Source organism: Mesorhizobium liriopis, assembly GCF_024053505.1.
GTDB lineage: Bacteria > Pseudomonadota > Alphaproteobacteria > Rhizobiales > Rhizobiaceae > Mesorhizobium_B > Mesorhizobium_B liriopis.
In genome coordinates, this window is the sequence record NZ_JAMXQS010000004.1 from 114,222 (window position 1) to 132,668 (window position 18,447).

At 65.1% G+C, this 18,447-nt stretch carries 16 protein-coding genes and 1 tRNA gene; 8 read left to right on the forward strand and 9 right to left on the reverse strand.

Features of this window, described 5'->3' with window-relative positions; translation table 11 throughout:
• The first annotated feature begins 49 nt into the window (after positions 1 to 49).
• Together NGM99_RS08470 and NGM99_RS08475 are read left to right on the forward strand one after the other, a co-directional pair.
• Positions 50 to 1,657: a zinc-binding metallopeptidase family protein gene (locus tag NGM99_RS08470; protein ID WP_252817979.1), complete on the forward strand. Its 1,608-nt coding sequence runs from the start codon at positions 50 to 52 to the stop codon at positions 1,655 to 1,657.
• A complete protein-coding gene (locus NGM99_RS08475) occupies positions 1,654 to 2,589 on the forward strand; it encodes a dimethylarginine dimethylaminohydrolase family protein (RefSeq protein ID WP_252817980.1) in 936 nt (311 codons plus the stop codon). Before NGM99_RS08470 ends, NGM99_RS08475 begins: the two co-directional genes overlap by 4 nt.
• Before the next feature lie 4 nt (positions 2,590 to 2,593).
• Here NGM99_RS08475 and NGM99_RS08480 read toward each other — a convergent pair whose 3' ends face one another.
• The 3 genes from NGM99_RS08480 to cpdR form a co-directional block, all read right to left on the reverse strand.
• The gene (locus NGM99_RS08480) at positions 2,594 to 3,772 is read right to left on the reverse strand and encodes an aminotransferase (RefSeq protein ID WP_252817982.1); all 1,179 of its coding nucleotides are present in this window, start codon (positions 3,770 to 3,772) and stop codon (positions 2,594 to 2,596) included.
• 396 nt (positions 3,773 to 4,168) lie between these two features.
• A tRNA-Val gene (locus NGM99_RS08485) sits at positions 4,169 to 4,243 on the reverse strand.
• Positions 4,244 to 4,343: 100 nt separating this feature from the next.
• Positions 4,344 to 4,706 (reverse strand): cell cycle two-component system response regulator CpdR, encoded by a 363-nt coding sequence (gene cpdR / locus NGM99_RS08490; RefSeq protein WP_252817983.1) that lies wholly within the window; start codon positions 4,704 to 4,706, stop codon positions 4,344 to 4,346.
• Positions 4,707 to 4,966: 260 nt separating this feature from the next.
• On the opposite strand from cpdR, the gene NGM99_RS08495 reads away from it, so the two are divergent.
• Both NGM99_RS08495 and hisN read left to right on the forward strand, forming a co-directional pair.
• Entirely contained in the window at positions 4,967 to 5,809 is an 843-nt protein-coding gene (locus NGM99_RS08495) for an N-formylglutamate amidohydrolase (RefSeq protein WP_252817985.1), read from the forward strand.
• A 222-nt stretch (positions 5,810 to 6,031) separates the two neighbouring features.
• Positions 6,032 to 6,805, forward strand: a complete 774-nt coding sequence (gene hisN / locus NGM99_RS08500; RefSeq protein WP_252817986.1) for a histidinol-phosphatase — start codon at positions 6,032 to 6,034, stop codon at positions 6,803 to 6,805.
• On the opposite strand, the gene NGM99_RS08505 is transcribed toward hisN, so the two are convergent.
• Positions 6,802 to 7,785 (reverse strand): alpha/beta fold hydrolase, encoded by a 984-nt coding sequence (locus NGM99_RS08505; RefSeq protein ID WP_252817987.1) that lies wholly within the window; start codon positions 7,783 to 7,785, stop codon positions 6,802 to 6,804. The two genes, hisN and NGM99_RS08505, sit on opposite strands and share 4 nt — an antisense overlap.
• Before the next feature lie 451 nt (positions 7,786 to 8,236).
• On the opposite strand from NGM99_RS08505, the gene NGM99_RS08510 reads away from it, so the two are divergent.
• Positions 8,237 to 8,701, forward strand: coding sequence for an Hsp20 family protein (locus NGM99_RS08510; protein ID WP_252817990.1), 465 nt, complete (start codon positions 8,237 to 8,239; stop codon positions 8,699 to 8,701).
• A 67-nt stretch (positions 8,702 to 8,768) separates the two neighbouring features.
• Here NGM99_RS08510 and NGM99_RS08515 read toward each other — a convergent pair whose 3' ends face one another.
• The 4 genes from NGM99_RS08515 to NGM99_RS08530 are packed head-to-tail and all read right to left on the reverse strand — an operon-like array spanning position 8,769 to position 15,532.
• Positions 8,769 to 10,817 carry a hypothetical protein gene (locus NGM99_RS08515; protein ID WP_252817992.1) on the reverse strand — a complete coding sequence of 683 codons (2,049 nt, stop codon included), beginning with the start codon at positions 10,815 to 10,817 and terminating at the stop codon, positions 8,769 to 8,771.
• A gap of 1 nt (position 10,818) precedes the next feature.
• Positions 10,819 to 13,626 (reverse strand): DUF4159 domain-containing protein, encoded by a 2,808-nt coding sequence (locus NGM99_RS08520; protein ID WP_252817993.1) that lies wholly within the window; start codon positions 13,624 to 13,626, stop codon positions 10,819 to 10,821.
• Positions 13,623 to 14,528 (reverse strand): DUF58 domain-containing protein, encoded by a 906-nt coding sequence (locus NGM99_RS08525; protein ID WP_252817995.1) that lies wholly within the window; start codon positions 14,526 to 14,528, stop codon positions 13,623 to 13,625. Before NGM99_RS08525 ends, NGM99_RS08520 begins: the two co-directional genes overlap by 4 nt.
• A complete protein-coding gene (locus NGM99_RS08530; RefSeq protein WP_252817996.1) occupies positions 14,528 to 15,532 on the reverse strand; it encodes an AAA family ATPase in 1,005 nt (334 codons plus the stop codon). Before NGM99_RS08530 ends, NGM99_RS08525 begins: the two co-directional genes overlap by 1 nt.
• Positions 15,533 to 15,678: 146 nt before the next feature.
• Between NGM99_RS08530 and NGM99_RS08535 the strand changes: the two genes are divergently transcribed.
• The 3 genes from NGM99_RS08535 to NGM99_RS08545 are packed head-to-tail and all read left to right on the forward strand — an operon-like array spanning position 15,679 to position 18,203.
• Complete coding sequence (locus NGM99_RS08535) at positions 15,679 to 16,308, forward strand: DUF1285 domain-containing protein (protein ID WP_252817998.1); 630 nt, start codon at positions 15,679 to 15,681, stop codon at positions 16,306 to 16,308.
• Complete coding sequence (locus NGM99_RS08540) at positions 16,309 to 16,947, forward strand: CoA pyrophosphatase (RefSeq protein WP_252817999.1); 639 nt, start codon at positions 16,309 to 16,311, stop codon at positions 16,945 to 16,947.
• On the forward strand, positions 16,944 to 18,203 hold the full coding sequence (locus NGM99_RS08545) for a CCA tRNA nucleotidyltransferase (RefSeq protein ID WP_252818001.1): 1,260 nt from the start codon (positions 16,944 to 16,946) through the stop codon (positions 18,201 to 18,203). Before NGM99_RS08540 ends, NGM99_RS08545 begins: the two co-directional genes overlap by 4 nt.
• Here NGM99_RS08545 and NGM99_RS08550 read toward each other — a convergent pair.
• Positions 18,200 to 18,382, reverse strand: a complete 183-nt coding sequence (locus tag NGM99_RS08550) for a DUF1059 domain-containing protein (protein WP_252818003.1) — start codon at positions 18,380 to 18,382, stop codon at positions 18,200 to 18,202. The genes NGM99_RS08545 and NGM99_RS08550 overlap by 4 nt on opposite strands.
• Between the last annotated feature and the right edge of the window lie 65 nt (positions 18,383 to 18,447).

Genomic DNA, 18,447 nt, shown 5'->3' on the forward strand with positions numbered 1-18,447 from the left:
TTCGCGCATGGAATTCGCTGGTTTGCTTTCTGTCAAGGAGAGCGGCTCGATGGGTGCAGCGGCGGAAACAGCGAAGGGGATGGTCGAGGCGCAGGCGCGCGAGCTTTCGACGTGGACCCGCACCATCTTCGACTTCGGCGAAACCGCCTGGCGCGAATATCGCTCGGCGGCCTGGTATGTGGAGCGGTTGCGCGCGGAAGGCTTCTCTGTCGAGGAAGGCTCCGGCGGCATGCCGACAGCCTTCTGTGCTCACTGGACCCACCGCGCCGGCAGCAATGCCAAGGGTCCCACCATCGGCATGTATGCCGAATATGACGGCATTCCGGGCAACTGCCAGGATGCGGCGACCATGGAGCGTCCGCGCCCCGGGCTGAGCGTTCACGCCGGCGGCCACACCGACCCGCATTCCGGCCTCGGTATCGGCTCGCTCGGCGGGCTTCTCGCGACGAAGGCGGCAATGGAGCGCCACGGCATTGCCGGCACGCTGCGTTTTACCGGCGAGCCGGCGGAGAAGGTCAGAGGCTCCAAGTCCATCCATGCGGCCAAGGGCTATTACGATGGCTTGGCCGGGGTGATCTCGTTTCATCCCTTCTACATGCTGCCGCTCTGCAACACCGTGCGCTGGGATACCCACTGCGGCGCGGCCTACAGCATGATCTACCGCTTCATCTGCGTTGCGCCTGAGAAATGGGGGGCGACGGGGGAAACCCCGATCCCGCAATCGCACTCGGCCATCCGCGCGCCGGGCGCGGGCGAGGCCCTTGCACTGATGCAGATCAACGCACGCGCCGTGCGCGACTCGATGCTCTCGCATCAAGGGGGCTGGTCGATCTCGGAAGCCGTGCTGACTTCCGGACAGGCGACCGCCGACAATCAGCCCGCGCTGCTCGCCGAGATCCAGTACATGATCCGCGTGCCGACGCTCGATATGGCGGAACAGGCGGTAGCGACGCTCGATCGCGTCGCGGAAGCCGCGGCGCTGATGACCGGTTGCCGTTTCGAGCGCCATTGGGTCTCGAAGTCGCGTCCCGGCCTCGCCAATCATGCGATGGCGGAACTGTGCTGGAGGGCGATGCAGGAGGTTGGCGCACCGCGATGGAGCGAGAGCGCCAAGGCAATCGCGCGCGAGATCCAGGTGAATGGGGGTGGGGAAGCAACGGACGATCCTTTCATTCCAGAATGTACGCGCCTCATCGATCCCCGCGAAGCCGAAGCCGTCCTCCGGCGCGACCTGCCGCCTTCTCAGACCCATTCCACCTCCGACGACTATACGGACATGGCGTGGCACGCTCCTCTCTGCCGCTTCTATGTGGCGCGGCCCGCGCTCCGCGCGCCTGATGGTTTCAGCTATCCCGCCTGGGTCATGAACGCGCTGGGCGGTATTCCCGAAACCATTGATCCGATGGTGACGACTGCCGCGAAGATCGTTTCGCTGACGGCTCTGCGCCTGCTCGAAGACGAGAAGGCACGAGACCATGCCCAGGCCGAGTTCGTTCAGCGCACGGGGGGCGGCATCGGCGGCACGGAATGGATCGCGCCGCTTTGCGACTACGAGCCACCCACTCATTTCCGCTGGCCCGAATATGTGACGACCCCACGCGGCACCGACTGGTGGATCCCGACATTTCCCGAACCAAGACGAGAGCTGGTTTCATGACACGACACGAGCGCCTTTCCTCCGCCGAGCCTTTTTCGCTCCAGCGCCGCAATCCGAAGGGCGGCACGGAGCCGCTGAGCTTCTGGGGCTTTCAGAACGAGACCGATCCGCTGACCGATGTGCTGCTCGGCTCGCCGGCCTATCTCAGGCACATGGCGACCAGCTCGCTGTCACGAAAGCACCTGCGCGAGAATCCTGCCAACATCCAGCTCGCTCAGGCGCAGCACAATGAGCTCGTTTCCGCCTACCAGCATTTCGGCGTCACGGTGCACACCGTGCAGCCCGAGCCGGAACTGCCGATGCAGGTCTATACGCGGGATTCATCCGTGATGACGCCCTATGGCGCGATCATCACCGCCATGGCCAACTGGTGGCGGCGCGGCGAAAATTATGCCGCCATCCGCAACTACGAAAAGCTCGGCATTCCGATCTACGACATGGTGACGGCCGGTACTTTCGAAGGCGGCGACTTCAACGTCATCGAGGAAGGCTGCGTCTTGATCGGCTGCGGCGGCGCACGCACGCAGGAAGAGGGCGCGCTGCAGGTCCAGTCATGGTTCGAGAAGGAAGGCTGGGAAACGCGCCTCGCCTTTATCGACGAATATTATGTGCATATCGACCTGATGGTGGTGCCGATCGCGCCGAAGCTCACCGCCGTCTGTCTCGCCTGCACCGAGCCGGCGCTGGTGGATTGGCTGAAGGCCAAAGGCCACGAGATCATCGACGTGCCATTTCAGGATACGATGGCCTTGGGATGCAACTTCATGTCGCTCGGCCGCGATCGTGTGATCGCGCCGACGAGTTCGCAGACGCTGATCGAGAAACTGCGCGCGCTGGGGTTCGAAGTGGCGGCGGTGGAGACGGGTGAAATCTCGAAAACGGGCGGCGGCATCCACTGCATGGCGCAGGCCTTGCGGCGGGAAAGGGCTTGAGCGCCTAGAGCGAGAAACCCTCAAGCCTTTCCCGAAGCGCCCTGATCCCTTCGATGCCCGCATTCGCGAACGCGAACCGGAGGTAGTCCTTCTGGTCCGCGCCGAAGAACTCGCCGGGAATCACCAGTACCCCACGGTCGCGCGCGAGCGCTTCGGCGACGTCCACGGAAGACCTGCCCGCCACCGGATGCCGCACGAAGGCGAAGTAAGCGCCGAGCGAGGCGAGCTGCCAGCCTTCGAGGTCGCTGAAGCTTTGCGCCATCGCTTCCGCCCGAAGTGCGATTTCGACGCGATTCGCTTCGCGCCAGTCGACAAGCGCGGGGATGGCCTTGGCAAGCGCGGCCTGCGGCGGACGCGGCGAGCAGATCTGGAGATTGTCCACGATGCCGGCCAGCGCGCGGACAACATGCTCGCCGGCCGTCACGGCGCCCATGCGATGACCGGGAATGCAGAAGCTCTTGGAGAAGCTGTAGAGGCTGATCAGCGTCTTTTCCCAGTCCTGGCGCTCGAAGAGCCGGTGGGGCACACTCGCTTCCGGCGCGAGAAAATCGCGGTAGGTCTCGTCGAGGATCAGCCAAGCGCCATGCTCGCGACAGGCATCGAAGGCGCTCGCGATAAGCTCGGGCGGGTAAACCGCACCGGTCGGGTTGTTGGGCGTAATCAGGGAAACGACCTTTACGCCCGCTTCGAGCGCGGCTTCGATCGCGCGGAGCTCGGGTACGAAACCGTTTTCGGCCGTGGTCTCGATCAGCACCGGTTTGACGCCGAGCATGCCGAGCGAGCTTTCGTGATTGAAATAGAAGGGCACGGTGAGCGCCACGCCTTCACCGGCCTGCGCGAGCGCCATGACCACCGCCACGAAGGCCTGGTTACAGCCGGCCGTGATGTGGACGTTTTTCGCGTCGATCCCGGCGCCATAGAGCGCCGACTGATGCACGGCATAGACGGCCCGCAACTCGTCATCGCCTTCGATCGCGCCATAGCCCGCATAGGCTGCCGTCGCTGCCGCTTCACCGAGCCATTCGAGCATCTGCGCGTGGGGCGGGTAGCCGGGAACTGCCTGACTCAGATCAATCAACGGTCCGCGCCGTCCGTCATAGTTGCGTCGCCAAGCGCCGACCGTGGGCACGGGCGGGGCAGGGATCGCGAGCGCAAGCGGATTGAGTTCGGCAAGCTTGGTCATGAGGCCGTCCTGATGTCTGGCCTTCCATGGCACCGGGACGGGTTGGAGGTCCATAGGGGTCGGGCGTGAGTTCTGTGACATGCATCACAGACCGCGCGGCAACTTCGCGTGATGTGATGGTCCCGTGGCGGCAGGTCTTCCAGTCCTGCCGTCACAACCCTGCAGGCCTGTCCCGGATGAAAATCCGGGACAGGTTTACCGTTTGCAGACGCGCTGTTCGGCGACGCAAGATGGTAGGAATGAGAGGCGGGCGCTACGTTGACATCGTAGTGCTCCGAAGTTCGCGATCCGCCTCAGCAGACGCGCGCGTCACTGTCCGCCAAGCGCGCTGAACGCATGCAAGTCGTTTGCCCCAAGGGCGAATGATGAACAGCAATTTCAGGATGGGAGACCGGATGGTGGGCGTGACAGGGATTGAACCTGTGACCCCTACGATGTCAACGTAGTGCTCTCCCGCTGAGCTACACGCCCATCCGGTATGGCGGCGCATACATCATAGATGCATGGGGGCGTCAAGGGCGTGCGCGCTGATGTTTGCGACGCCGTGATGACGCTTGGGAACTTGGAGCCCTCAGGCCGCCTGCAGCATCTTTTCGACCTCGTTGACGAGATCGCGTAGGTGGAAGGGCTTGGACAGGATCTTGGCGTCGCGCGGGGCCTTGGAATCGGGGTTGAGCGCCACGGCGGCGAATCCCGTAATGAACATGACCTTGAGATCGGGATCGATCTCGGTGGCGCGGCGGGCCAGTTCGATGCCGTCCATCTCGGGCATCACGATATCGGTGAGCAGCAGCGAGAAGGGCTCTTCGCGCAGGCGCTCATAGGCGCTCGCGCCATTGTCGAAATCGCTCACCTCGTAGCCGGCGCGTTCAAGCGCCTTCACGAGAAAGCGGCGCATATCGTTGTCGTCTTCTGCGAGGAGGATGCGGGCCATCGTGGTCCTGTGCGGGAATGCGAGAATGGAATCGAGAGGGCGCGAAGCTGCCCTGAAACGGGCATACCTGTGGAGCCTTATAAAAAAGAAAGATGGTAAATATCAAGTGAATCCGGTGGGTTCCTCGCGCGCGCGGCGCTGGACAGCGCCCGGCTGAGGTGGCACGGTTTGCTCATGCTTCAAATCGCCTCTCAGCGTCGCAGCCTTTGACCCATCCGCACAAGCCCGAGGACGATTTCGCGGAGGTGCTTCCATTCGAGATGAGTGCCCCTGCGCAGCACGTGCCTTTCGTGCTGAACTCGCCCCATAGCGGGCGCTTCTATCCGCCTCGGTTTCTCGCGATGTCCCGGCTCGATGCCGCGCAGATCCGCCGCTCCGAGGACTGCTATGTGGACGAACTCTTCGCCGGCGTGGCTTCGCTCGGCGTGCCGCTTCTCAAGGCGAATTTTCCGCGCGCCTATCTGGACGTGAATCGTGAGCCGTTCGAGCTCGACCCGCGCATGTTTTCGGGGACCCTGCCGGCTTTCGCCAACAGCCGATCGCCCCGTGTGGCGGGCGGCTTGGGCACGGTGCCGAAGCTGGTGGGCGAGGGGCTCGATATCTATCGTGCGCGCCTGCCCGTCGGCGAAGCGCTCGACCGGATCGAGCATTTCTACAAGCCCTATCATGAGGCGCTGAAAGACCTCCTGATGCGCACGCATCGCGCCTTCGGGCACGCAGTGCTGGTGGACTGCCATTCGATGCCGGCCAATGTCAGGTCGGGCGAGAACCGGAGGCCCGACTTCATCATCGGCGACCGGTTCGGCACGTCCGCCTCACCGATGCTGACCGACACCGCGATGCGGCTGCTCGCCTCGATGGGCTACCATGTGGTGCATAACAAGCCCTATGCAGGCGGCTTCATCACCGAGCATTACGGGCGGCCCGCGCACAATCTTCACGCCATCCAGATCGAGGTCAATCGCGGCCTCTACATGAACGAGCGCACACTCAAGAAGAACAGCGGCTTCGACGCACTGGCCGACGATCTCAGCCACTTCATGCGCGAACTGGTTTCCATTCCCGACGACTACCTGTTCGGCCTGCCGCTCGCCGCCGAATAGCCGTCCCTTCTTCCCAGCAAAAAAAAGACCGCATCGTTCGCACGACGCGGTCCAAGTCTAGGGAGGAAACGCCCAAGGAGGGCATGAACGACCGAAGCCGTTCGAGAGCCACTTTATTGTGCGGTGCACAAGTGTCAAGCACTTCCGCCCCCTTGTTCAGGAATTGTTGATAAGTTGGGCGCTGCCCGCTAATGCGGCATCCGCAATCCCGGAGTTTCGAGAATGGCCGTCACGCCCGAACTGATGCGCAAACTGGCGGAAGTGGCCGCAGCCGAAACTCTGCCACGCTTTCGGCAGTTCGGCAGCGTTTCCAACAAGTTGGCGGCGGGCTTCGATCCGGTGACTGAAGCGGATCGCGAGGCCGAGCGGGCCATCCGTGCCGTCTTGCGCGAGACTTTCCCGGAGCATGGCATTCTCGGCGAGGAATGGGGAGGCGAGCGGCTCGACAGCCGCCATGTGTGGGTGATCGACCCGATCGACGGCACCCGTTCGTTCATCTCAGGCATTCCGCTTTGGGGCACGCTGGTCGGGCTGCTCGAGAATGGCGATGCGGTGGCCGGGCTCATGGCGCAGCCCTTCACGGGTGAGCTGTTCTTCACGGATGGCATGACGGCGCTCTACGAAGGGCCGGGTGGGCCACGCGAACTAGTGACGCGAAAGACGACACAATTGGCCGATGCCACCCTCTGCACCACCACGCCGTCGCTGTTCACAGCCGAAGAGCGCCCGCTCTATAACGAGCTCGAAAAGGCGGTGCGGCTGCCGCGCTACGGCACGGACTGCTATGCCTATGCGATGCTTGCCGCCGGTCAGGTCGATCTGGTCGTCGAAAGCGGCTTGCAGCCTTACGACATCGTGGCCCTAATCCCGATCATCGAAAAGGCCGGTGGCGTCATCACGGACTGGCAGGGTGGACCGGCGGAGAAAGGCGGGCGGGTGCTGGCCGCCGCGACGCCCGAACTCCATGCCGAAGCGATGCGCGTCCTCAGTCTCTAAAAGCCGCTGTCGCTGCCGGGTACGAAGGCGTCGAAGGCAGCCCACATCTGTTCGCGGTAGCGATCCGCTTCCTGCGGGATTTCATGCCGCGCCCCGTCGATCGTGACGAGCGCGCCGGCACGCAGGCGCGGCGCGTAGCGCTCGGTGGCGGCGGTCGAGACGATGCGGTCTGCCCCGGCAGCGACGAACATGGTCGGGATGCGCACGGATGACATGAAGGCCGGCTCGTTGGCCGCGTCGATCGCACGGCAGGCGGCGCGCACCCAGGATGCCGTGGGACCGCCGAGCGCCAGTTGTGGGAATGTCTGCAGCAATTCCGCATTGCGCTCGAAGCGGGCGGGGTCGCTCGTCAGCGGATTCTGTTCGAAGCGCGGCATCCCCGGTTTGCGCGGACCGCCACCCAGATAGATGCGGCCGAGTCCGATGCCGGCCACTGCATGCGACAGCCGGTGAATGCCGCGATGGGCAAACGAGAAACCGGAGATTTCCAGAAGCGGCGAGAGGAGCACCATGCGCCGGATCTGGTTGGTGTAGCGCGGGGCCGCCAGAAGCGCGACCAGCGCGCCGGTCGAGTGCGCCAGAACGTAATAGGGTGCTGGCGTATCGGGAAGGGCTATGGTCTCGAAGACGAGATCGAAGTCCTCGATGTAGTCCGAGAAACTGCCGACATGCCCGCGCTGCGGGTTCTTGAGGAGCCGGTCCGAACCACCCTGGCCGCGCCAGTCCAGCGCGATCGCCACGAAGCCGCGACGGTTGAGGTCGCGCGCGGTCTCGAAATACTTCTCGATGGCCTCGTTGCGACCCGTGAGGACGAGCACCGTGCCCTTCGCGGGCTTTGCCGCATGGGGGAAAACGGCGGTGCGCACGCGGCGCTTAGCATGATCGAGAAGAAAACCGACGCGCGTGCCTTCAGGGATAGGGTTGGCTGGAGTGGCGTAGAGCGCGGCGTCCGGCAAGGGATCGGCTGGCAGGGCGGGCACGGGATTCCTTCGGGGCGCGAACAGATACAGGTCAGATAAGCCGGCCGGACACAAACCGCAAAGAGGCGGGCTTGAATAAAAAGTGGGGCCGGCAACGCTCCGGAAAAAGCGCGCCGACCCCCGCAAAGCCGGGCGGAAGGGACATGGCACCCGGTCTGCTCCTAAGACAGCTTCCCGGTGGACGGGAAGCCTCCCTAAGATCGACGCGGTTTTAGCCTGCGTGAACTGAACGGGTTCCGAAGGCTCGGTTCATCTGCCGTTCACGGTTCGGGCGGATTTGCGGCGTCGGATTCCTGGTTTGAAAAAGCCTCTTGAAGGCGGTTTTTCTCCATCCCACATAGGCTTTGCGGTCGCCCATAGCGGGGCCGCTGACCTTCCCCGAAGACGCCGCCAGCGGGTCTTCCCAGAAGCGTCAAACGCTTAACCTGTTGCTCTGTTGGAGAACAAAACCATGCGTCACGTTGATTTTTCGCCCCTCTACCGTTCCACCGTCGGCTTCGACCGGCTCTTCACCATGCTCGACAGCCTCGGCCAGCCCGATGCCGGCCAGAGCTACCCGCCCTACAATATCGAGCGCACCGCGCAGGACACCTATCGCATCTCGATGGCTGTCGCCGGCTTCTCCGAGAATGACATCTCGCTGGAAGCCCATCGCAACGTGCTGACGGTCAAGGGCGAGCGCAAGGAAGAGAAGGGCGAGGAAGGGACCGAGACCCTTTATCGCGGCATCGCCGCGCGGGCCTTCGAGCGCCGCTTCCAGCTTGCCGACCATGTGGAGGTAACGGGTGCGAGCCTCAAGAACGGCCTGCTCTTCGTCGATCTCAAGCGCAACATCCCGGAAGAGATGAAGCCCCGCAAGATCGCGATCTCGGCGGTCGGCAATGAGGCCAAGCAGATCGAAGCGCAGGCCGCATAACGCGCCTCGGCTTCGTGAATGAATGGAGAAGCGGCGTCCGAAAGGGCGCCGCTTTTTCTTTGCGGGTTCAGCGGCCCTCGCGATACCACATCGAACCGAGCGCCAGCAGCAATACGCCGAGGCCGAGGAAGCCGCCGAAGAGCGGGACACGGTCGACGGATTTCAGAACGCTGTCGCCTGTCGTGCGGAAGCCCATGCGCTCGCCGCCAGCCGAAGCGTTTCCGCGCAGAGGCATGATGTCGGGCACGCCAGCCGACACACGCTCGACGATGCCGCCGCTTTTCTCGACGGCCGGGCGAACGATGTCGGCCGTCGAAACAACATCGCCGAATTCCGGCGCGTTGATGGGGCCGACATGCGCGAGCGTGCGCAGATCGCCATTGCCGATCTGATAAAGGCCGATCTCGGGCACCTGTGCCGAGCCCCTGAACATGCCGGGACCATCGGCGGCGAGCGGCACCGTCAGCACCTTGCCCGACGGTGTGATGACCTGTGCCGGCTGCGCCTGATCGGCCATGGTCTGGCGGTTGATTTCCAGAACCATGCCGCGCCCGTCGGCGGTCAGCCGTTCTTCCTCGAGTTCCGGCTCCTTCATCAGCCAGTGCGCGATGCGGCGGTAGAGCTGCACGTCCGGTCCGCCGCCCTCGAAGCCGCGCGCCCAGAGCCAACCCTGGTCGGACAAGAGCATGCCGACGCGGCCTTCGCCCTTGCGGTCGAGCACGAGAAGGGGCCGGTCGTTCGGTCCCTTCATCACCGTTTCGCCTTCGGGGCGGTCGATCCCGATCGAGCGGAACCAACGGCCCCAGCGCGGCGGCTCGGTGTTGGCACCTTCCAGCCCGCGCGTGACGGGATGGCGCTGGCCGAGCGTGGTCAGGCGCGGGAAAAAGGGTTCGTCCAGCACTTCACCGGTGGGCAGGGCGGGCAGGGCGCCAATCAGCGGCGTCTGCGCAATGGATTGCTCCCCCGCATATTCGGGGCCGGCCGCAACCAGAAGCGCCCCGCCATTCTCCACATATTGCGCGATGTAGTCATAGTAGAGGATCGGCAGCACGTCGCGGTGCTGGTAGCGGTCGAAGATGATCAGGTCGAAATCGTTGATCTTCTCCACGAACAGTTCGCGCGTGGGGAAGGCGATCAGCGACAATTCGTTGATCGGTGTGCCGTCCTGCTTCTCGGGCGGGCGCAGGATGGTGAAGTGGACGAGATCCACCGAGGCATCGGATTTGAGCAGGTTGCGCCATGTGCGCTCGCCGGCATGCGGCTCGCCTGAGACCAGCAGAACGCGCAGGTTCTCGCGGATGCCATCGACCAGCGCGATGGCGCGGTTGTTCATGTCGGTCAATTCGCCTTCGCCGCCGGGAATTGACAGCTCGACGATGTTGCGGCCCGCATTGGGGACGGTGATCTGCAGCGGCATGCGCTGGCCGATCGGTGCGCTCTGGACGGCGACCTGATCGCCGTTGACCGACACGCGCACATCGACCGTGCCCTGCTCACCGCCGGCGGCCACCACGCGGTAGCTCATGTCGAGAGGCTTTCCGACGATGCCGAAGCGCGGCGCTTCCTCGAAGTGGATGCGGCGGTCGCGCTCGTTCTCCTCGCCGGTGATCAGCGCATGGATCGGCGCGCCGATACTGGGGTTGGCCGGCACGTCATGCACCTGGCCGTCGGTGATCATCAGCGCGCCGCCGACACGGCTTTCGGGCACATCGCGCAGCGCGCCGTCGAGCGCACCGAAGAGGCGCGTTTCGGTGCGCTCATCGGCTGCATCGCCCTTGCCGGTCTCGACCACGCGCAGGTCGAATTGCGGGAAACGGGCGAACTTTTCGCGGACCTGCGCGAGCGTCTGGTCGGTCTGCGCGGTGCGTGGACCGATCTCCTGGCTCTGGCTGCGATCCACCACGACCGCGACCACGCTTTTCAGCGCTTCGCGCTCTTCGTCGAGCAGAACCGGGTTGAGGAGTGCGCCGGCAATCGCCACGAAGGCGACCGCGCGGATCAGCGCGCCACGCGTGCGGAAGAAGAGCCCGACGACTGCCAGAACCGCCATCAGCACGAAAGCAGCGATCAGCCAGGGCCAGCTCAGGAGCGGCTCGAAGGAGACGGACCAGTTCATGCTACTGCCCCAGCCGTTCGAGAAGGGCCGGCACGTGGACCTGATCGGATTTGTAATTGCCTGTCAGCATATACATCACGATGTTGACGCCCGCACGAAGCGCATAAGTGCGCTGCATCGGGTCGTCCGGCACGGTCGGCAGCATCGGCGCGCCCGATGAGTCCACCGCCCAGGCACCGGCGAGGTCGTTGCCGGTGATCATGATCGGAGACACGCCGTCGCCCGTGCGGACCGGGCGGTTGTCGCTGTTCTGCGCTTCGGCCGAGGCCTCGATCCAGAGCGGGCTGCCCGAGTAGCGGCCGGGGAAGTCGTTCATGATGAAAAAGGACTTGGTCAGCACGTGGTCTTCCGGCACGGGCTCGAGCGCCGGCACGTTGAGTTCGGCGAGGATGTCGCGCAGGCGCTCGTTGGAGGGCGTGCCGCCGGCATCGAAGCCGCTCGCGAACTGGTCGCGCGTGTCGAAAAGCACGGTGCCGCCTTCGCGCATGTAGCTGTCCACACGGGCGATAGCCGCCGCATCCGGCATGGGCGCTCCCGCATCGACCGGCCAGTAGAGGATCGGGTAGAAGGCCAACTCGTCCTTGGCGATATCGACAGCTGCCGGTTCTGCAGGCTCCAATGCGGTCTTTTCGATCAGAAATTGCGTGAGCCCCTCGAGCCCGGCACGGCTGATCTCGTCCACGCGATTGTCGCCGGTGACGACATAGGCCAGCCGCGTCCTGGAAATCGCCGCCACGGCCTGCTCGTCGCCGGGACGCGTATCCTGCGCGCGGGCGTCATGCGGTGCCGCCACGACGAAGGCGGCGAGAAGTGCAGCGGTAATTGCACCGGCCAATCGCGCGCGGGGCCTGCGCCGCATCACGCCGCCCATCCAGAACATCACCAGCGTGTCGAGCACGAGAAGAACGAGGGCTGCGAGCATGAAGGGAGCCTTCAAGGGGGTCGATCCGTCGAGTTCGTAGGCGATCTCGCTGGTGGGCACGGGTGGCGTCGGCTTCACGATGGGCGCGAAGCTCGCTTCCGCCGGCAGAAGGTTGTGCGCGACAACGCCTTCCTCGCCGCCGTAAAGGCCGGGCGGGTTTTCGATTGAAACGGCCGTCGCGCCCGCCGCGAGCGGGCGTGCGTCCGGGCCCGGCGGCACGAGGGCGCCGTTGGCTGCGATCATCTGGAAAGGGCGAAGGCTCGGCGCCTGCTCACCCGCCGCGGCGGTCGCCGTGCCCTGATTGCGCGAAAGCTGGACGATGCGGCGAAGCATTTCCACGAAGGAGCCGGAGATCGGCAGGTTCGACCATGTGGCTTCCGGCGTGATGTGGAACAGCGCCACCGTGCCGCGACCGCGCTGCGCGCCGGTGACGAGCGGCGTGCCGTCCGTGAGGCTTGCCCAGGTGCGCTCGGCGATGTCGGTGCCCGGCTCGGCCAGGATCTGGCGCGACACGTTCACGTCACGCGGCGCCGGCAGGCCAGCGAAGGGGCCGGTCGCAGGGTAGGGCGCGATGGCTTGTGGTTCGGTCCAGGATAGCGAGCCGCCGAGCGAGCGTTCACCGACGCGCAGGCGCACAGGCAGAAGCTCCTCGTCATTGCCGGCGGCAGCAAGGCGCGAGCCCGCGAAACGCACCAGCGTGCCGCCGCCCTGCACCCATTCGACCAGTTGCTGGCGCGCGGGCTCGGGGATCGTGCCGACATCGGCCATCACGATCATCGCAGGCTTGCGCTCGAGCAGTTGCGGAATGGCCTGCGCCAGATCGGTCGTCTGCGGCTCCACCAGATCGGCGAACGGCTCCAGCGCGCGGCGGATATAGTAGAGCGGCGAGAGCAGAGGCTGCGCCTGATCGGCCTCGGACTGGCTGATCAGCCCGATACGGCGGCGCTTGTCGTTTTCATCGAGCACGCGCACACCGGCCGCCTGATCCTGTCCATCGATGCGCAGCGAGGCGAAGTCGTTGCGCAGTTCGAACGGAACCTGCAGCACCCCGGTGCCATTGGCTTCCCCGGCCGCAAAGGAAATCGTCGCATCGCCGATCCGCCGGCCGCGCTCATCGAAGGCACCGACCACCGACCGGCGCGGGGCCGGGTCGCCCGGCGCGCGGATCGCGGTGAGATGCAGGCCGTCCACCTCGTTTTGCGCGCCGGTGAGGCCGAGCGGCGCGAAGCGGTCGGGGGCTGCCCAGACGAGGCGGCCAGCTTTTTCGTCGAGGAGGGCGTTGAAAGCGGTCTGGTCGGCGGGTGTCGCGAGGCCATCGGTCAGAAGTGCGACCGACGCACCGCCACCTGCCGGCAAGACTTCATTGACGCGCGTATAAGTGCCGGCACGATCCACCGGCACGGGGCGCGGTTCGGCGGCGTTCAGGCGCTCGAGCGCGGCTTCCGGGTCGAATGGGCCAATCTCGGTGTTCGGCTTTTCGGCAGTGAAGGCGAGGATCACCGGCGTATCGCTGTCGCTCGCGTCGCGGATCAGGCGTTCGGCGGTGGCCTTGCGGCGGTTCCAGTCGGGAGCGGACGCCCAGCCATTGTCGATCACGAGCGCCAGTGTCGTGCCGCCCGCCGCCACGCGCTCACGCGGGTTCCAGACCGGTTCGGCCAGCGCCATGATGACGAGGGCGGCCAGAAGCAGACGCAGAAGTGTCAGCCACCATGGGCTCTGCTGCGGCGTTTCCTCACGCTTCAGGACGCGAGCCAGCACTTTCAACGGCGGAAACACTTCCGTCTGCGGCTTGGGTGGCGTCAGGCGCAGCAACCACCAGATCACCGGAAGCGCCAAGAGCCCGAACAGAACCGGCGTGAAGCCGAAGGAAAGCGGCAGGAAACTCATGTGCGGGGCCCTCCGCCGCCGCTCATCGCGAAATGAACCGACACCAGCGCTTCGGACGCGAGCCGGTCGGTGTGGTTGACCGTATAGCTCCAGCCCAGCCGCTTGGCGTGCCGCACAAGTTCCTCGCGGCGGGCGCGGTAAAGCGCGCGATACTCATCGGCGAGGCCTTCGGCGCGGCCTGCCGTCAGCTTCTCGCCCGTTTCAGGATCGCGAAACTCGGTGCGGCCGGAATAGGGAAAGCTTTCCTCGGCGGGGTCGGCGACCTCGATCAGATGCGCGCGCGCGCCGCGTTTCGCGAGCACATCGAGCCATTCCACCGTCTCCTCGACCGGGTCGAGGAAGTCGCTGACCACGATCACATCGGAAAAGCGGCGGACATTGCCGAAGTCGGGCCTTGCAGGCAGCGTTGGCGCATGTGCCAGCCGCGCCGCCAGCCGTTCCGCACCGTTGCGCGCCGAAGACGGGTCGGTCAGGCCCGGCCAGGCGATGCGCTCGCCGGAGCGGGACAGAAGTTCGGCCAGGGCGAGGGCGAGCACCAGAGCACGCGACTCCTTGGAAACGGTGGCGCCCTTCGACTTGAAGAGCATCGAGGGCGAAGGGTCCGCCCAGATCCAAACAGTATGCGCCGCTTCCCATTCGCGGTCGCGCACATAAGTGTGGTCGTCGCGCGCGGATCGCCGCCAATCGATGCGGGTGGTGGCATCGCCTTCCACGAAGGGGCGGAACTGCCAGAAATTCTCGCCGATGCCGCGCCGGCGGCGTCCATGCCAGCCGGAGATGACGGTGGCGACCACGCGCCGCGCTTCGACCAAGAGGTCGGGCACGAGTGCCGCACGGGTGCGGGCGCGCGACAGCGCATCCGAGGGAAGCGTGGAGGCAACCGCTTCGCCGATTTGCGGCATCAGATCGCCTTTGCCAGCCGCGCCACCACGTCGCGCACGCTCATGCCCTCGGCCCGCGCGGCGAAGGAGAGCGCCATGCGGTGCTGGAGCACGGGCTCGGCCAGTGCGCGGACATCGTCGATCGAAGGAGCAAGGCGTCCGTCATAGAGAGCACGGGCGCGGGCGCAGAGGGTCAAGGCCTGCGAAGCGCGGGGCCCTGGGCCCCAGGCGACGTGCCGGTCGGTTTCCGCATCGCCGCTTCCGGGACGGGCCGAGCGCACAAGTTTGAGGATTGCATCCACCACCGATTCCGGTACGGGCATGCGGCGGATCAGATGCTGGATTTCCTGGAGCCGCGCCCCGCTCAGCACATTCCCGGCCACCGCGTCATGCGTGCCGGTCGTTTCGATCAGGATGCGGCGCTCGGCTTCGAGTTCCGGGTAATGAATGTCGATCTGCATCAGGAAGCGGTCGAGCTGGGCTTCCGGCAGCGGATAGGTGCCTTCCTGCTCGAGCGGGTTCTGGGTCGCGAGAACGTGGAAGGGGCCGGGAAGGTCATGGCGCTGGCCGGCGACCGTGACATGGTATTCCTGCATGGATTGCAGAAGTGCCGACTGGGTGCGGGGAGAGGCGCGGTTGATCTCATCGGCCATCAGAAGCTGGGCGAAGATCGGGCCCGGAATGAAGCGGAAGCCGCGCTTGCCGGTCTCGTCCTGCTCCATCACCTCCGAGCCGATGATGTCGGAGGGCATCAGGTCCGGCGTGAACTGGATACGGCTCGCATTGAGGCCGAGAACGGTGCCGAGCGTGTCGACCAGTTTGGTTTTCGCCAAACCCGGCACGCCGACGAGAAGCGCGTGGCCGCCTGCGAGCACCGCGACCAGCGTCCGTTCCACCACGCTTTCCTGCCCGAAGATCACGCGGCCCACGCCCTCGCGCACCTTGCCGATGTCGCCGAGCGCCTTTTCAGCCTGCGCCACCATCTCTTCGGGCGACAGCGAGGCTTCCTTGATTGCGATGCTCATGAGCGGAACGTCCTCGAAATTTGGGCCTTGTGGCCGGGGCGGGAGTGGAGCAGCAAGAAGCTCCAGGCGTTGGAGGATCGATGGAAGCCGAGGGTAAATGAGGCCATGAGGCTGACAATCCCACAGACAGTGACTATTTCGTGACCATGCCGGACACCTCACCGCCCTCTCAACAAAGCTTGACCGAAGCCCGCGACACGGGTGGCCTCGAAGCCCTTGTGGCGCGCGCCAGCCGCGCGGGCAAGGGCGCGGCCCCCGTCGAGAAATGGAACCCGCCCTTTTGCGGCGATCTCGACATGGAGATCAAGGCCGACGGCACATGGTTCTATCTCGGCACGCCCATCGGCCGCCCTGCGCTCGTGCAACTGTTTTCCTCGGTTCTGCGCAAGGACGAGGACGGCAAGACCTATCTGGTGACGCCTGTCGAGAAGGTCGGCATCTGCGTCGCCGACGCGCCGTTTCTGGCGGTCGAGATGGATGCGAGCGGGGAGGGCGAAACCCGCAAGCTGACCTTTCGCACCAATGTGGGCGATGTGGTGGAGGCCGGACCGGAGCATCCCTTGCGCTTCGTGGACGAGCCCGAGACCGGGGGGCTCAAGCCTTACCTTCATGTTCGCGGACGGCTTGAAGCGCTTCTGTCACGTGCGGTGATGTATCAGTTGGTCGAAGTGGGCGAAGACATCGAGATCGATGGGCAAGCCATGTTCGCGCTGCGCTCGAACGGTGTCGTTTTCCCGATCATGCCCGCCTCGGACCTCGCGCGGCTGAGCGCCTGAGTGGACGCCCCGGTTTTGCAGAACTTTTCGGCCGCCGATTTCCGTGCGCGGGGACGTGCGCATGTGATCAGCCAAACCGACGAGCCGAACCATTGGGGCGATCACCGCTGGAATCCCGGAGCCGAAGCCCTGTTTCCGACCGACGATCTGCGTGAGGCGGCCGTTCTTATCGCGGTTGTCGATCGCGGGCCGCAGTCGAGCCTGATCCTCACCAAGCGTACCGAGACCTTGCGCGACCACTCGGGACAGATCGCCTTGCCGGGCGGACGGATCGATCCGGGGGACGGTTCACCGGAAGCGGCTGCGTTGCGCGAGGCGCAGGAGGAAGTGGGCTTGGCTCCATCGCGCGTGGAAGTGGTCGGCCGCCTGCCGGATTACGTGTCCGGATCGGGTTACCGCATCGCGCCCGTGCTGGGCATCGTGCGCCCGCCTGTCGAACTCGTTCTCAACCCGACGGAAGTGGAGGCCGCCTTCGAGGTGCCGCTTTCGTTTCTGATGAGCCCCGCAAATCACAAGGTCGAAAGCCGCATCTGGAAGGAGCGCGAGCGTCTCTTCTATGTGATGCATTTCGAGGAACGGCGGATATGGGGCATCACCGCCGGCATTCTGCGCATGCTCTACGAAAGGCTTTACGCTTGACGAGGATCGACCCTTCCCACGCGCCGTGGCTCGCGGACGAGGGCCTGCAAAAGCTGCTTGCGGTCTTGAGCGCCGACGGCGAGGAGGCGCGCGTGGCTGGTGGCGCCGTGCGTAACGCGCTTTTGGGTGAGCCGATCTCCGATATCGACATTGCCACCACCAACCTACCCGAGGAAACGGTGCGCCGCGCGAAGGCATCGGGCTTCAAGCCGGTGCCGACGGGCTTCGACCACGGCACGGTGACGGTGGTGGTGGACGGCCGGCCGTTCGAAGTCACGACATTGCGGGCCGATGTGGAAACCGATGGGCGCCATGCGGTGGTGCACTTCGGGCGCGACTGGCAGACGGACGCCGACCGGCGCGATCTTACGATCAACGCGCTCTACTGCGATGCCGAGGGCGAGGTGCTCGATCTTGTCGGCGGGCTGGCCGACATCGAAACGCGCACCATCCGCTTCATTGGCGATCCGGAAACGCGCATCCGCGAGGATGCGCTGCGCATCCTGCGCTTCTTTCGTTTCTTCGCCTCATACGGCAAGGGTCGGCCCGACGCCGAAGGCCTGAAGGCCTGCGCGCGGCTGAAGGAGCTGGTCGATACGCTTTCCGCCGAGCGCGTTTGGAGCGAGTTGCGCAAATTGCTGGGCGCGTCCGACCCCTCGCGCGCCATGCTCTGGATGCGCCAATCCGGCGTTCTTTCACGCGTGCTGCCCGAAAGCGCGAAATGGGGCATCGACGCGATTCACGGGCTGGTCGCGGCCGAGCAGGCGTTGGGATGGACGCCGGACGCGCTTCTGCGGCTTGAGAGCATCGTGCCGCCCGATGCCGCACGGATGGAAGGGCTCGCAGGGCGTCTGAAGCTTTCGAAGGCAGAAACCGCGCGACTACGCAATTGGGCGATGGCAGAGCCCGTTTCCCCCAGCTTGGCCGATCTTTCCTTGCGCCAGCGCATTTATCGTGGCGACAGGCAGGGCATTCTCGACCGGCTTCATCTCACCATTGCAAGCTTGCGACAGCAGGCCGAGAATGATGGGGCGAAGCTTCCAGATCTCGCGGCGCTCACGCGCCTCGAAGCCATCGCGCGCGACTGGCCCCTGCCGCGCTTTCCCATCGGCGGCAGGGACCTTTCCCACGTCGGATACGAAGCCGGGCCAAAACTCGGCAAGGAGCTGGCCCGGCTGGAAGAAGAGTGGATGGCGTCAGGCTTTGCGCTCAGCGTCGAGGCCCTGCTCGACCGTGCCAAGCCTGTCGAAGACTAAGCCTGTTCTTCGACACGCTCGATCCGTGAACGAATGGCCTCGATCGTGCTCTCATGCACTTCGCTGCCATGGGTCTGACGAAGATGCTCGGCCGCCTTGCGGATAACCTCCGCCTCGTCTTCATGCCGCGCATGCCAATCGCAGCCCGGCACAAGTGAACCGCACTGAAATTCCTTCATGACGATCCTCCTCATCGTTAACCGTGATGGAAACACGGTAAGGCTGGAACGCCAACGGTCCGCAA

What these genes read in the sequence shown, in the direction of transcription:
- NGM99_RS08470 (WP_252817979.1), top strand. Translation starts at nt 50, where the DNA reads ATGGGTGCAGCGGCGGAAACAGCGAAGGGGATGGTCGAGGCGCAGGCG.
- NGM99_RS08475 (WP_252817980.1), top strand. Translation starts at nt 1,654, where the DNA reads ATGACACGACACGAGCGCCTTTCCTCCGCCGAGCCTTTTTCGCTCCAG.
- NGM99_RS08480 (WP_252817982.1), bottom strand. Translation starts at nt 3,772, where the DNA reads ATGACCAAGCTTGCCGAACTCAATCCGCTTGCGCTCGCGATCCCTGCC.
- cpdR (WP_252817983.1), bottom strand. Translation starts at nt 4,706, where the DNA reads ATGGCCCGCATCCTCCTCGCAGAAGACGACAACGATATGCGCCGCTTT.
- NGM99_RS08495 (WP_252817985.1), top strand. Translation starts at nt 4,967, where the DNA reads ATGAGTGCCCCTGCGCAGCACGTGCCTTTCGTGCTGAACTCGCCCCAT.
- hisN (WP_252817986.1), top strand. Translation starts at nt 6,032, where the DNA reads ATGGCCGTCACGCCCGAACTGATGCGCAAACTGGCGGAAGTGGCCGCA.
- NGM99_RS08510 (WP_252817990.1), top strand. Translation starts at nt 8,237, where the DNA reads ATGCGTCACGTTGATTTTTCGCCCCTCTACCGTTCCACCGTCGGCTTC.
- NGM99_RS08515 (WP_252817992.1), bottom strand. Translation starts at nt 10,817, where the DNA reads ATGAACTGGTCCGTCTCCTTCGAGCCGCTCCTGAGCTGGCCCTGGCTG.
- NGM99_RS08520 (WP_252817993.1), bottom strand. Translation starts at nt 13,626, where the DNA reads ATGAGTTTCCTGCCGCTTTCCTTCGGCTTCACGCCGGTTCTGTTCGGG.
- NGM99_RS08525 (WP_252817995.1), bottom strand. Translation starts at nt 14,528, where the DNA reads ATGCCGCAAATCGGCGAAGCGGTTGCCTCCACGCTTCCCTCGGATGCG.
- NGM99_RS08530 (WP_252817996.1), bottom strand. Translation starts at nt 15,532, where the DNA reads ATGAGCATCGCAATCAAGGAAGCCTCGCTGTCGCCCGAAGAGATGGTG.
- NGM99_RS08535 (WP_252817998.1), top strand. Translation starts at nt 15,679, where the DNA reads ATGCCGGACACCTCACCGCCCTCTCAACAAAGCTTGACCGAAGCCCGC.
- NGM99_RS08550 (WP_252818003.1), bottom strand. Translation starts at nt 18,382, where the DNA reads ATGAAGGAATTTCAGTGCGGTTCACTTGTGCCGGGCTGCGATTGGCAT.